This is a genomic window from Chromobacterium alticapitis (genome assembly GCF_002924365.1).
Lineage (GTDB): Bacteria > Pseudomonadota > Gammaproteobacteria > Burkholderiales > Chromobacteriaceae > Chromobacterium > Chromobacterium alticapitis.
The window spans coordinates 1-11,874 of record NZ_PQWB01000025.1 but is presented as its reverse complement, the minus strand read 5'-3'; the positions used below and the strand labels follow the sequence as shown (position 1 = coordinate 11,874).

14 protein-coding genes are annotated in these 11,874 nt (G+C 60.3%); 11 read left to right on the top strand and 3 right to left on the bottom strand.

The window, feature by feature from the left end:
* Window positions 1–18: 18 nt before the first annotated feature.
* Both C2I19_RS07050 and C2I19_RS07045 read left to right on the top strand, forming a co-directional pair.
* A complete protein-coding gene (locus C2I19_RS07050) occupies window positions 19–531 on the top strand; it encodes a PaaI family thioesterase (RefSeq protein WP_103902008.1) in 513 nt (170 codons plus the stop codon).
* Between the two features lie 19 nt (window positions 532–550).
* Window positions 551–1,126 (top strand): hypothetical protein, encoded by a 576-nt coding sequence (locus C2I19_RS07045; RefSeq protein WP_103902007.1) that lies wholly within the window; start codon window positions 551–553, stop codon window positions 1,124–1,126.
* A 6-nt stretch (window positions 1,127–1,132) separates the two neighbouring features.
* Here C2I19_RS07045 and C2I19_RS07040 read toward each other — a convergent pair whose 3' ends face one another.
* On the bottom strand, window positions 1,133–2,227 hold the full coding sequence (locus C2I19_RS07040; RefSeq protein WP_233201130.1) for an HD-GYP domain-containing protein: 1,095 nt from the start codon (window positions 2,225–2,227) through the stop codon (window positions 1,133–1,135).
* A 302-nt stretch (window positions 2,228–2,529) separates the two neighbouring features.
* On the opposite strand from C2I19_RS07040, the gene C2I19_RS07035 reads away from it, so the two are divergent.
* Window positions 2,530–3,375, top strand: a complete 846-nt coding sequence (locus C2I19_RS07035) for a dienelactone hydrolase family protein (protein ID WP_103902005.1) — start codon at window positions 2,530–2,532, stop codon at window positions 3,373–3,375.
* A gap of 11 nt (window positions 3,376–3,386) precedes the next feature.
* Here C2I19_RS07035 and C2I19_RS07030 read toward each other — a convergent pair whose 3' ends face one another.
* Window positions 3,387–4,490, bottom strand: a complete 1,104-nt coding sequence (locus C2I19_RS07030; RefSeq protein WP_103902004.1) for an HD domain-containing phosphohydrolase — start codon at window positions 4,488–4,490, stop codon at window positions 3,387–3,389.
* A 322-nt stretch (window positions 4,491–4,812) separates the two neighbouring features.
* On the opposite strand from C2I19_RS07030, the gene C2I19_RS07025 reads away from it, so the two are divergent.
* Window positions 4,813–5,016 (top strand): cold-shock protein, encoded by a 204-nt coding sequence (locus tag C2I19_RS07025; protein ID WP_103902003.1) that lies wholly within the window; start codon window positions 4,813–4,815, stop codon window positions 5,014–5,016.
* Window positions 5,017–5,096: 80 nt separating this feature from the next.
* Window positions 5,097–5,654, top strand: a complete 558-nt coding sequence (locus tag C2I19_RS07020; RefSeq protein WP_103902002.1) for a DUF1415 domain-containing protein — start codon at window positions 5,097–5,099, stop codon at window positions 5,652–5,654.
* Between the two features lie 61 nt (window positions 5,655–5,715).
* On the opposite strand, the gene C2I19_RS07015 is transcribed toward C2I19_RS07020, so the two are convergent.
* Window positions 5,716–6,285: a lysophospholipid acyltransferase family protein gene (locus C2I19_RS07015; RefSeq protein WP_103902001.1), complete on the bottom strand. Its 570-nt coding sequence runs from the start codon at window positions 6,283–6,285 to the stop codon at window positions 5,716–5,718.
* A gap of 308 nt (window positions 6,286–6,593) precedes the next feature.
* On the opposite strand from C2I19_RS07015, the gene C2I19_RS07010 reads away from it, so the two are divergent.
* From C2I19_RS07010 to C2I19_RS06985, 6 genes are all read left to right on the top strand, one after another.
* A complete protein-coding gene (locus tag C2I19_RS07010; RefSeq protein ID WP_103902000.1) occupies window positions 6,594–6,821 on the top strand; it encodes a YMGG-like glycine zipper-containing protein in 228 nt (75 codons plus the stop codon).
* 89 nt (window positions 6,822–6,910) lie between these two features.
* Window positions 6,911–8,272 carry a deoxyguanosinetriphosphate triphosphohydrolase gene (locus C2I19_RS07005; RefSeq protein WP_199181101.1) on the top strand — a complete coding sequence of 454 codons (1,362 nt, stop codon included), beginning with the start codon at window positions 6,911–6,913 and terminating at the stop codon, window positions 8,270–8,272.
* A gap of 20 nt (window positions 8,273–8,292) precedes the next feature.
* Window positions 8,293–8,934 (top strand): histidine phosphatase family protein, encoded by a 642-nt coding sequence (locus tag C2I19_RS07000; protein WP_103901998.1) that lies wholly within the window; start codon window positions 8,293–8,295, stop codon window positions 8,932–8,934.
* A gap of 162 nt (window positions 8,935–9,096) precedes the next feature.
* Window positions 9,097–9,489, top strand: coding sequence for a peptide-methionine (R)-S-oxide reductase MsrB (gene msrB / locus C2I19_RS06995; protein ID WP_103901997.1), 393 nt, complete (start codon window positions 9,097–9,099; stop codon window positions 9,487–9,489).
* Window positions 9,490–10,222: 733 nt separating this feature from the next.
* The gene (locus C2I19_RS06990; RefSeq protein ID WP_103901996.1) at window positions 10,223–10,894 is read left to right on the top strand and encodes a TnsA endonuclease N-terminal domain-containing protein; all 672 of its coding nucleotides are present in this window, start codon (window positions 10,223–10,225) and stop codon (window positions 10,892–10,894) included.
* Window positions 10,895–10,896: 2 nt separating this feature from the next.
* A partial coding sequence (locus tag C2I19_RS06985; protein WP_158253652.1) for an integrase catalytic domain-containing protein occupies window positions 10,897–11,874 on the top strand: 978 nt, incomplete at its 3' end.

The following is an 11,874-nucleotide window of genomic DNA, read 5'->3' as shown; positions in this document are numbered from 1 at the left end:
ATCCGACCGGAGCCATCCATGTCAAACCAGGACCTTGCAGAACGCAGCCTCTCCATACACTGGGACGACCCAACGATAGGCGCCCGCGCAGCGCGCGAACTCTCCGGCCTGGAATATCTGCGCGAAATGACGGAAGGCCGCTTGCCGCAGCCTCCCGTGGCGAAATTGCTGCGTTTCGACTTCGAACGCGCGACGGAAGGCGAGGTCGAGTTCTCCTTTCTGCCTCATGAATCGCATTTCAATCCGATCGGCAGCGTGCACGGCGGCATCATCAGCACCCTGCTGGACTCCGCCATGGGCTGCAGCGTTCACTCCTTGCTGCCCCGCGGCAAGGCCTACACTACGCTGGAGCTGAAAGTGAATTTCGTCCGAACCGTGCTGCCTCGTCACGGCAAGCTATTATGCCGAGGCAAGGTCATTCACGCCGGCGGCCGCATGGCGACGGCGGAAGGCCAGTTGCTGGACGCAGCAGGTAAGCTATACGCCCACGCCACCACCACCTGCATGATCTTCGACGCCCAGCTTGGCTAGGCCATAGAAAGGACACGCCATGCTCCGCACCGCCCTGTTGTGGCTTGCCGCCGCCCTGCTCTCCGGCTGCGCCAGCATGGCCAGCCGGCTGCATGGCTCGCTGACCCCGCCGCCGGGCCAGGCCTACGTCATCGTCTCGCTGGTCGGCAAAGCCTTTGATCCTGACCGCGCCACCATAGGCCTGAGCATCAGCGACGCGCAGGACCGCGTGGCGGCGCAGGAGAGCGCCAGCTTGCTCACGGATACGGTGTTCGGAGAAGAAGGCATGTCGCCGGAAGAAGGCAAGCTCCTGCTGATTTCCCTGCCGCCTGGAGACTACCGCCTATCCGGCGCCTGGGCTCACTGGGTGGAGGACAGCGCCTTCGGGTCGGAACTGAAAATGAAGCAGTTCAAGCTGAACGCGCCGTTTCAGCTAAAACCAAACGAAACGGTTTATCTGGGCGAAGTGTGGCTGGACCTGTCCTTCCTGCCCGAGATCCAGTTGCGCGACGAACGCCGGCGCGACTTCGGCCATATGCGGCGGGTCTGGAAAATAAACCAGCTGGATCAGGTCAGGGTCCAGCCGCTGGCGCAGCCCGCGGCGGCCCGCCCTTGAGCCCCGTCAGGGCTTGTACCACAAGCGGTATAGATAGGTTGGTTTGATCGCGGCGGCCGCAGCGGCAACCGGCTCCAGCACCTGGTAGGCGGGCTGGCGCGTATCGCGCAGCAGCGGGTCCACATAGGGTGGGCCGTCCAGCTTGCGCAGGGCGGCCACCCGCGGCGTATTGGCCTTGTCGCCGCGGTGCGTCACCACCGCCACCTCATTGCTGGCCAGGCGCACGAAGCTGCCCGGCGGATAAATCCCCAACTCCTTCACCAGCAGCGAGACGTGCTGCGGCGGAAACTGCCCCAGCTCGCCGCGGAACAGGCTGCCCAGCACCAACGCCGGCAATTGCGGCTGCGGCTGATGCACGCAGCCGCACACCAGATCCACCATCTGCAGCAAAAGCGCGTCGGGATCGATTTCGTCCCCCGCCAGGCCCAGCGGATAGCCCGCGCCGTCCTGCCGTTCATGCTGCTGCAGCACTAGCCGGTGCCAGCGTTCGTCGTCCACTCCGGCCTCGCGCAACAGGGCCGACGCCAGCACAGGATGGGCGAACATGGCCTCCTGCTGCGCCTGATCCATGGCTTCGCTTTGCGCGGCCAACTGGTTCAACAGGCCAGTGATGGCCAAATTCATGCTCAAGGCCGCGCCGATCAACGGCCGCAGCTCAGTCTCGCTTCCGCCGATCCGCCGGCCCAGCACTGCGAGAATGGCGGCAACGTGGACGCTTTGCGCGCTGCCGATATCCTGATACGGCAACAGGAACACGCTGGCCAGCAAGCCATCCGCGTGGCGCTGGCTCAAGGCAAGCAGGCTATCCGCCATATCGAGCAGGCTGGCCGACAAATCCCGCACCGCCAAACCATGCTGCAGCACCCCCTGGGCACGTTTCTGCAGAAACGCCATTTCTTGCAAAGGATTGGCGCTGTTGCGCATTTGCTGCGCCTCGCGCTCCCGCTGCGCGGCGCGCTCCAGCCTTTCCCGCTCCAGTCTGGCCTCAACTTCGTCGCTGTCGCCATGCCCCAGCTGCGCCAACCTATCGCGTTGCTCCTCAGTCAGAACGTAGTGCCCCCTCCTCAGCAGCAACACGCCGTTCTTGGCATAGATATCCACCGGGACCTGCTGGCCAAACCGCACAAAATTACGCGGCAATTTTACCTTTGGCGACGAATCCGTCATATTTCATTTACTTAGCTTGTGCCGTGCGCTGCCGGCCTGTCAGTCCTGTCCCGCCAGGCAGTTCGCCCAAAGGGCGGCACATGGCGGGTCGCATTTGAGGCAGACTGTACCAGACGCGCGGAACAGTCATCGAGATCGGCCGTCGAGTTTTTGTTAGCAGATCTTAATGCTCACAATAGCATTTTATGCAATTTTTCCCCATCACATGCAAGCCGCCGCCATGCAGGAGCCTCGACATGACACAAGACCATACCTCCATGAACCGGCGCCACCTCCTCGCCGCTGCGGGCTGCCTGGGCTTCGCCCTAGCCGTGCAACCGGTAGCCGCCAGCGTCATCCACACTGACAGCCAGGCGTTGGAAACCGGCATCCCTGACATCGACACAGCAAACGGCATCATGCCGGGTTATTTCGCCAAACCGGCAAACGCCAAGAGCCACCCGCCGCTGGTCATCGTGATCCAGGAAATCTTCGGCGTGCATGAACACATTAAGGATGTATGCCGACGCCTGGCCAAACAGGGCTACTTCGCAGTAGCGCCCGAACTGTACTTCCGCCACGGCGATCCGGCTCTGCCCGCCGATATCGACACCCTGCTGCGCGAAGTGGTCTCCAAGGTTTCAGACCGCGAAATACAGGACGATCTGGACGCCGCCTGGCGCTGGGCCGGCGCGCAAGGCGCAGACCAGACGCGCGCGGCTGCGGTCGGCTTCTGCTGGGGCGGCCGCCAGGCTTGGCTATATGCCTCTCACAATCACCAGCTCAAGGCCGCGGCGGCCTGGTACGGCAAACTGGAAGGCCCCACCTCGGACCTGATGCTGCGCCACCCGCTGGACATCGTTCAGCAACTGGACGTGCCAGTCCTAGGCCTGTACGGCGGGCAGGACCAGAGCATCCCGCTCGCCTCCGTGGAAAGAATGCGGGCGGAGCTGAAGCGGACCGGCAGCGAGAGCGAAATCATCGTTTACCCGGATGCCGGACATGGCTTCAACGCCGATTACCGCCCCAGCTACAACGAGCGCGCCGCCCAAGACGGCTGGCGCAAAATGCTGGACTGGTTCGCCCGGCACGGCGCGCGCTGAGCAAGCCCCGCTCAACGCCCTCCGGTCATATTGCGAATCTCCACCCGGTTGCGCACCACGCGATTGAGCAGCTTCAGCCAGCCCGGGTGGAATTGCCGCTCTGAAGCGTTCAATTCCGCCACGCCGCGCAAAATGGCGCGGCGCGGCCCTTGATGCGCGTGTTTGAGCGTCACCGACTCGAAAGCATCCACCAGCGCCAGCAAACAGGCGCCATCGCAGATTTCCACTCCCTTCAAACCATCCGGGTAACCGCTGCCGTCTTGCGCCTCATGGTGCTGCAGCACCATGCGTGCCGCCTCCTCCCAGCCAGCCATGCGCGCCAGCAGGCCGCCGGCCCAGCCCGGATGCGCAGCCAGCTGCCGCCTGTCGTCCTGGCTCAATCGCCCCGCCTTCAGCCACAAGGACTCCGGCAGCAGCAGCATGCCGATATCGTGCATATACACCGCAGCCGCCACTTGCTCCATGCTGAGCGGCTTTTCCGCCAGACGGTTGATTTCCATCGCCAACGCCAGATTGCGCTCGGTGCGGCCGGCGAACTCCGGCACCCGCTGCTCGAACTGCATGGCCAGACCGCGGAAAAATTGCAGATCGGCGAACAAGTGCCCGCCCAGGCCGCTGACGACAGGCTCTACGCTCGAAACCGGCTCCATCGGCCCCATCATGCGGCCAACCAATTTGGCGCACGCCTGGGGCAGCTCCTCAGCGCTAGCCTCCGCCAGCTTGTCCAATCCGGGCAACAGGGAGCGCAACAAGTGGTCATCCGCCTCCCCGCCAGCAGCCATCTGATCCAGCAACATCACCAGCTGGTCCGATACCAGCAGCAGCACGTCGCCCACCGCATCCTGATAGCTCAATTCATCCTGCCGGATTCTATCCAGCAGCGTTTCCAGCGCATGGACGTAGGGCACGATGAAATGGACCTGGCACAGGCTGGCATCCCCTTTGATGCTGTGCAGGACGCGGAACAGCTGGGCGATCTTGTCCGTATCCCGGCTGCCGTCGCCCAGCTGGCACACCAGCTGCTCCAGCTGCGGAGCGTAATCGGACACCGCATCGCGAAAATCCTGAAACGCGATCGGATCTACAATTTCCGGCGCCAACGACTGCTTGCTCATCACGCATTTCTCCGATGTCCATGACTTATGCAGTATATGCAATCGGCGTCGCGGCGCGACATGCCGCAGTCAAACACTGGATTGGGCTGGCCATGCAGAAAATGTAAACGTCCTGGCCATAGGTATTAAAGATTCGTAAAAACAGAAGATTCCTGCAGAAAATGCTTGCCACACGCAGCAACTAGAGGCACTATGCCTGCCTGCAGGATGCTCAAGTTGTGGATGTGTAGTTGTCGTAGTGGCAATAGGCCGTACCTCAGTCGCCATTTCCCTTGATCTTCGTGCCTTTTTATTCAACTGCTCGTTTTGAGGAATTAACAAAATGGCAACCGGTACCGTTAAGTGGTTCAACGACTCCAAAGGTTTTGGCTTCATCACCCCGGATGAAGGCGGCGACGACGTTTTCGCTCACTTCTCCCAAATCAACGCTAAGGGCTTCCGCACCCTGGCTGAAAACCAGCGCGTAAGCTTCGACATCGTCGATGGCCCGAAGGGCAAGCAAGCCTCCAACATCCAGCCGATATAATCTCTTTCGAGAGACCATCGACCAGATGAGAAAACCCGGACTTGTCCGGGTTTTTTGCATTCCCGCCACCGGAGCCATCCATGTCCGACAGCCATGAAACCGTGATCGCCGCCACCCGCGAATGGGTGGAGAAGGCCGTGATCGGCCTGAATCTGTGCCCGTTCGCCAAGTCGGTGTATGTCAAGAACCAAGTCCGCATCCAGATTAGCGAAGCAAGCGACGTCCGCCAGTTGGCGGAAGAGCTGGCCGCCGAACTGAAGCTGCTGGCCGACACCGACCCGCAAGAGATAGACACCACGCTGCTGGTCCATCCCGGCGTGCTGCAACGCTTCCTGGACTTCAATGAATTCCTGGACATCGCGGATGCGATGCTCGCCGAGCTGAATCTGGAGGGCGAGATCCAGGTGGCGAGCTTCCACCCCAAGTTCCAGTTCGAAGGCACCGGCGTCAACGATATCGAAAACTACACCAACCGCTCGCCGTATCCGACGCTGCATCTGATACGCGAGGCCAGCATAGACCGCGCGGTGGAGGCCTTCCCCGAAGCCGAAGCCATCTATGAGCGCAATATCGAGACGCTGCACAAGCTGGGCCTGGCCGGCTGGAAGGCGCTATTCGCGCCCGAACCGACCAAATAAGACCTCGCCGCTCAACAAAAAGCGCAGCTCCTAGGCTGCGCTTTTTGTCTGCCCACCCGCCTCAGCGCGGATAACGACCCTGCTTGTCAGCATAAAAGGCGCGGATTTTAGGCATATCCGCCTCGATGTCGCCGCTGGGTGTAAACATGGGGCCAAAACCGCCCTCCTTGCGCCCATAGTCCAGATAGGCCAAGGCGATCGGCACGCCCGCGCCGCAGGCGATGTGATAGAAGCCGGTCTTCCACTCCTTGACCGCCTGGCGCGTGCCCTCAGGCGGAATGGCCAGCACCAGCCGCTCGCTGTTCTGGAACACGACCACCATCTGCTGCACCAGCGAATTATTCTGATGGCGCATGACCGGCACGCCGCCCAGCCAACGCATCACCGGCCCCATCGGCCCCTTGAACAAGGTGTGCTTGCCCATCCAGTAGATCTTGGCGCGGCCGGCGAAGCACAGCCCCAGCGTGATGGGAAAATCCCAATTGCTGGTATGCGGCGCGCCTATCATCACGTACTTGTCCAGGCCGGGGAATTCGCCCTTCAGCTTCCAGCCGCTCAGCCTCAGCAGCGCGATGGACAGCCAGCGAAACAGCTCGCGGACGATGGGGGTATCGAAAATGGTGAAATGCATGGCAACCCTGAGCAAAGGCGCCGCCCTGCGCGCTGGCAGGCCGCGCGTCGCGCCGCCCTGCGAGGCTGCGGCGGCCTGACACGTGGAAAGGGCAAAATGTACTAGATGTGACATTTTCAGTAAAGCACACATCCAGCCCGCCATGCGCGTTTCCGTCGCGGCCGGCCCGCGTGGAACAAGCTGCCGATTATTCATCGCCATGAATAAATATCGATACAAGCCATAACAATTGGTAACGCCCTCGCCGGAACCGCCATCTCATCCGTCTGCCTAAAACCTTATATCCACGCCCAAGCAGGAAGCGTCACATGAACAAGCTCGCCCACCCCACCCGCAAATCCCTGGCCGTTGGCGCCGCGCTCGCGCTCGCGCTGCTGTCCGGCTGCGCCAATATGAGCCACCGCCAGCAAAACACCGCCATAGGCGCGGCCGCCGGCGCCGTGCTCGGCTCCGTACTGACCGGCGGCGACGCCATCGGCACCATAGGCGGCGCCGCAGTCGGCGGCGTCATCGGGCACCAGACTGGCAAGCGTTGAGCCTTGCCCCACAGAGCCGGCGCAAGCCGGCTCTTTTGTTTTGCCGCGCCCGCCCATATCATCGATGAAAATCCACTCCGGGCCACGACATGAGTCAAGCCATGCAATGGGAGAGCCTGCTCTCCACCCGCCGTTTCAAGATCATCCAGGACGAAGTGAAGGAAACCCGCACTCCGGCCACCCAGGAGGGCGGCGCCGGACTGCGCACGGACTTCCACATCGACCATGACCGCGTGGTGTTTTCCAGCGCCTTCCGTCGCCTGGGCCGCAAGACTCAGGTGCATCCGCTGGCCCGCCACGACCACACCCACAACCGCCTCACCCACAGCGTGGAAGTGGCCAGCGTGGGCCGCAGCCTGGGCAACCGCGTGGGCGTGATGCTGGAACACGCCGGCCAGCTGCCTGCAGGCTACACGCCGCACGATATCGGCGCCGTGGTGCAAGTAGCCTGCCTCGCCCACGATATCGGCAATCCGCCCTTCGGCCATACCGGCGAAGACGCGTTGCGCGACTGGTTCCGCGCAGAGCGCAACGCGCATTGGCTGCAAGGACTGAGTCCGGCGGAAATCCGCGACGTGCAAACCTACGAGGGCAATGCCCATGGCTTGCGCATGCTGGCCTCGTTGGAAATGTACACCGGAGAGGGCGGCATGCGCCTGACCGCCGCCGCGCTGGGCACCCTGATCAAATACCCATGGACGTCGGACGCGCCTCCAGCCTACGAGCGCGACAAGTTCAACATCTACCGCGCCGAACTGCCCTATTTCGAGCGCGTGGCCGCAGAGCTGGGACTACAGCGCCGCAGCGCTCTGCAGTGGAGCCGCCACCCGCTCTCCTATCTAATGGAAGCAGCCGACGACATCTGCTACGCCATTCTGGACCTAGAAGACGCGGTGGAGATCGGCATCCTGGATTTCAAGGAATTCGAAACGCTGTTCTCCGGCTTTTCCGATCACGAGCGCGTCTGGGGCATGCACGACATCCGCCAGAAGTGCGGCACGCTGCGCGGCGTGGCCATAGGCCGCTGCGTGACCGAAGTCGCCGACAAATTCATGCTGCACCAGCGCTCGCTGCTGCACGGCGAGTTTCCGGCCAAGGATCTGATCAATCTATGCGATCCCTCCGTGCAAGACGCGCTGCTGCAAGCCAAGGATCTGGCCAGCAACAAGGTCTACCGCCATCGCACCAAGCTGGTGACCGAACTGGCGTCCTATCCCTGCATCGCCATCATACTGGACGCGCTGGTGCCGGCTGCGCATGCCTTCATCAGCCGCGAAGGCAAAGACCTGAGCCCGCGCGAACACCTGGCGATGGGCTTGCTGGACAGCCATATTCAAACAGGCGACAGCCTGTACCAGGCCTATATGAAGGTGCTGGACTTCGTCGGCGCCATGACCGACAACTACGCAGCCAATATGGCGCGCGAGCTGTCCGGCGTCGGCATCCTGTAAACGCATAGAGAAAGGCGACAATGACCCGGCCCGTCACCCGCTTCTGCCTGGTTCGCCATGGCGAAACCAACTGGAACCGCGAATACCGGCTGCAAGGCCATACCGACATCCCCCTCAACGCCACCGGCCAGGAACAGGCTGGCCAACTGGCCCAGGCCTTCCGGGCGGACCACCCATTTCAAGCCCTGTACGTCAGCGATCTGATCCGCACCCGCCAAACCGCCGCCCCGCTATTGGCCAAGCTGCGGCTCAGCGCCCACTACACACCCCAGCTGCGCGAGCGCCACATGGGCGCGCTGCAAGGCCTTACCTACACCGAAGCCGCCGAGCGCATCCCCCAGGTTTACCAGCGCCACCAGGCGCGCGACCCGGACTACGACCTGGAAGGCGGCGAAAGCCTGCATCGCTTCAGCGCGCGCATACTGGACGGATTGGCCGACATCGCCGCCCGCCACCCCGGACAAGACGTGCTGATCGTCACCCACGGCGGCGTGCTGGACATCATGTACCGCGCCGCCACCTCTAAGCCGCTGCAAGACAAGCGCGACTTTTCCATCCCCAACGCTGCGCTGAACTGGCTGGACTATCAGGATGGCGGCTGGACCCTACGACGCTGGGCGGATGAATCGCACCTCTCCGGCTCGCTGGACGAAATCCAGTAAGAAGCGGCGCGGCCCGCCGACCAACAAGCAAAGCGCGGCAGCATGCACCCCGCCAGTCAGAAGACCCTGCGCAGCGCGCGCCATCACGCGCGCCAGCCGGCCAGTTGGCGACACACTGCCCTGCTCCAGCGCCCAAACGTTTAAGATCAGAAGGATAAAGCCATGACCATCCAGAAAACTGACGCCGAATGGCGCGCCCAGCTCACACCGGAACAATACCGCGTAGCCCGCCAGGCCGGCACCGAACGCCCGTTCAGCGGCGAGCACTACTTCCACAACAAGCGGGGCGATTATTTCTGCGTCTGCTGCGGCGCCCTGCTGTTCCATAGCGATGCCAAATTCGACGCCGGCTGCGGCTGGCCCAGCTTCTGGGCCGAAGCCGCTGGCGCCAATATCCAGCGCATCACGGACACCAGCCACGGCATGATGCGCGTGGAAGTCCGCTGCTCCCACTGCGACGCCCACCTGGGCCACGTTTTCCCGGACGGCCCAGAGCCGACAGGGGAGCGATATTGCATAAATTCTGTCTGCATGGCGTTTAGAGAAAAAGCATAATTGTAGTTGTAGGGAGGCAAAGTTATTGACAACTCAAGGCAAATAAATTGCAACTCGCTCCAAGTTGATAAAAAAGCATTCCATCAAAACCCCAACGGCAAATTCAATGGCATGCCGTATCAAAAATACAACACAGAATAGATTTCATCTGTTCTGTGTTTTTCATTTCAACTCAACAGCAGAATAAAAAGCAAAGCCTGCCAATTCTCCCCAATATCCAATCTCCGATTTACACCTCAGTAACCCATTGAAAATTACCTGTTATCCCTTCGCAAATCCGGAATCACCTTCGGATAAAAATCCCGGGATCCAGAGAAGCATCCACGACAAAAATTGGCTTAAGGTCATCCTCGAAGGGATCTTTATCACTTATTCGCAAATATTCCATAGTCATAATTTTTCGTAGAATATAGTTTCTACGGAAAAACAGTATGTTACGAAGAGAAATTGCTGTCGCATCTAGCGATCGGCAGCTAGAATTTAGAGGAAATGCAACGAGAACATCACGAGAAAACGTAACAGGAAAACCTATGACAAAATAGCAAAAAGGACACCACCCATATAGAGAAGTGCCCCCTTAGCCAGTGCTGAGAAACCGCACGGTACTTTGAAAAACCTTGGCAGGTTCAGTATCGTCGAACACCTCACACTGGTCAAGATCCCCGCACGTCTTTTTCCCCGGTCCCGAGCTTCGGGATGGAAACGTGCGCCCTAGAAATCTTAGGAGATAGACATGACCAGTCAAACCTATGAAGTTTTAGTTGCCGCAGTTTGCAAACTGCTTAATTCCACTCACCCTGTCCGTGATGCATTCCACAAGCACGGCAATGGCTCCTATCGCGGTATATGCCCGTCAAACAAAGGGATTGACGGTTGCATACCCTATGAATCCGGGCTAGCCCACAACGCGATCCGGCTTTACAACTTAGCGCCCGAGGTCATGCTCATCATCCCGGAGCCGTTCGCTCTGGACTACGAGCTCGACGGTGAGGCCCATAGCTATACGCCAGATTTTTTGTTGCACCTACGCGACGGTCGACGCGCCGTTGTAGAGATCAAGTATCAAGAGGAGGCTGACACCCCGGAGAACCAGCGCCGTTTCCAAGTGATCGCGCCACTGATCGAATCCGCAGGTGGGCTTTTCGCGGTCTTGACCGAAAAAACACTGCGGAACAAGGTCTTGCTGCACAACCTTGGGTTGGTTGAAGGCCAGCGTCATCGACATATCCCACTGACAGCCAAGACTGCGATGCTTCAAATCCTCAGAGAGGGCCCCGCCTCACTGGAAGCCCTCAGTAGCGCTGCAGGAGATGTCCGACTGGTCTATGCCGCCATTGGCCAGGAATGGCTAACAGTCAGCCTCTACAAGCCACTTCGTCCCAGTACCTTGATCCGGAGGATATGATCATGTCACTCCAGATCATTCTGGAAAGCCCGGAAGGGCTTTCCGGCCAAGGACCACTGGCCAGTGCTCAACAGCGCCCATTCGACAGCCATTCACCCCTCGCTCAAACCGCGGCTTTACGGCGGCAGGCCTATATTGATGCCTTCAATGCACAGTGCAGCCCCTGCTACACCAAATATAAGCTGGAAGCGTTCATCCAAGACATTGCCCTGCGCATCGGGGATAACAAGCCGCCTTCGAGCAGCACGCTATATCGATGGCATACACGCCTACAGAACAGTGGAGGCAACCCCTTGGCGCTCGTGCCCAGTTTTGACCGTTGCGGTGGGAAAGGCCCCCGGATGGAAGGAGAGTTGCTCCTCCTGACAGAGGCCGTAATTCAAACAACCTATTTGACGTTGAAGCGCCCATCCATCCGCGTCACCTATGAAAAGCTTCTTATCCAGATTGCTGCTCACAACGATCAAGCGCCTGCGGATAAACAACTCAAAGTCCCCTGCTACGACACCTTCCGACGGTTGGTTCGCAATCAACCCCAGTATGAGGTCGATCTTGCCCGCTACGGACGCGAGTACGCCCGCAAAAAGTACCGGCATAGCAGCATCACGCCCGCCACGATGTACCTGCTGGAACGCGTCGAGATTGACCATACGCCGTTCAACATCTTCGTCATCGATGAGGAGTCGATGCTGGTGCTGGGGCGCCCGTACATCACGGTGATCATCGATTGCCACACGCGCATGATCCTGGGCTTCTACTTGTCGTTCTCGCCACCCAGCATCGAGGCTGTGCTGCGTTGCTTGCAGCACGCCATCGGCAGCAAAGACTATGTGAAAGAGCGATATCCCGACATCCAGCATGACTGGCCATGCCATGGCATTCCCACCACTGCTGTCGTCGACAACGGATTGGAGTTTCACTCCCAGGACCTGCTGCGCGCCACTTTCGAACTGGGCATCAACTATCAGTTCTGCCCGCCC

Bases quoted from the DNA above. Each gene is read 5' to 3' on its own strand.
- C2I19_RS07050 (WP_103902008.1), top strand. From the start codon at position 19: ATGTCAAACCAGGACCTTGCAGAACGCAGCCTCTCCATACACTGGGAC.
- C2I19_RS07045 (WP_103902007.1), top strand. From the start codon at position 551: ATGCTCCGCACCGCCCTGTTGTGGCTTGCCGCCGCCCTGCTCTCCGGC.
- C2I19_RS07035 (WP_103902005.1), top strand. From the start codon at position 2,530: ATGACACAAGACCATACCTCCATGAACCGGCGCCACCTCCTCGCCGCT.
- C2I19_RS07030 (WP_103902004.1), bottom strand. From the start codon at position 4,490: ATGAGCAAGCAGTCGTTGGCGCCGGAAATTGTAGATCCGATCGCGTTT.
- C2I19_RS07025 (WP_103902003.1), top strand. From the start codon at position 4,813: ATGGCAACCGGTACCGTTAAGTGGTTCAACGACTCCAAAGGTTTTGGC.
- C2I19_RS07020 (WP_103902002.1), top strand. From the start codon at position 5,097: ATGTCCGACAGCCATGAAACCGTGATCGCCGCCACCCGCGAATGGGTG.
- C2I19_RS07015 (WP_103902001.1), bottom strand. From the start codon at position 6,285: ATGCATTTCACCATTTTCGATACCCCCATCGTCCGCGAGCTGTTTCGC.
- C2I19_RS07010 (WP_103902000.1), top strand. From the start codon at position 6,594: ATGAACAAGCTCGCCCACCCCACCCGCAAATCCCTGGCCGTTGGCGCC.
- C2I19_RS07005 (WP_199181101.1), top strand. From the start codon at position 6,911: ATGAGTCAAGCCATGCAATGGGAGAGCCTGCTCTCCACCCGCCGTTTC.
- C2I19_RS07000 (WP_103901998.1), top strand. From the start codon at position 8,293: ATGACCCGGCCCGTCACCCGCTTCTGCCTGGTTCGCCATGGCGAAACC.
- msrB (WP_103901997.1), top strand. From the start codon at position 9,097: ATGACCATCCAGAAAACTGACGCCGAATGGCGCGCCCAGCTCACACCG.
- C2I19_RS06990 (WP_103901996.1), top strand. From the start codon at position 10,223: ATGACCAGTCAAACCTATGAAGTTTTAGTTGCCGCAGTTTGCAAACTG.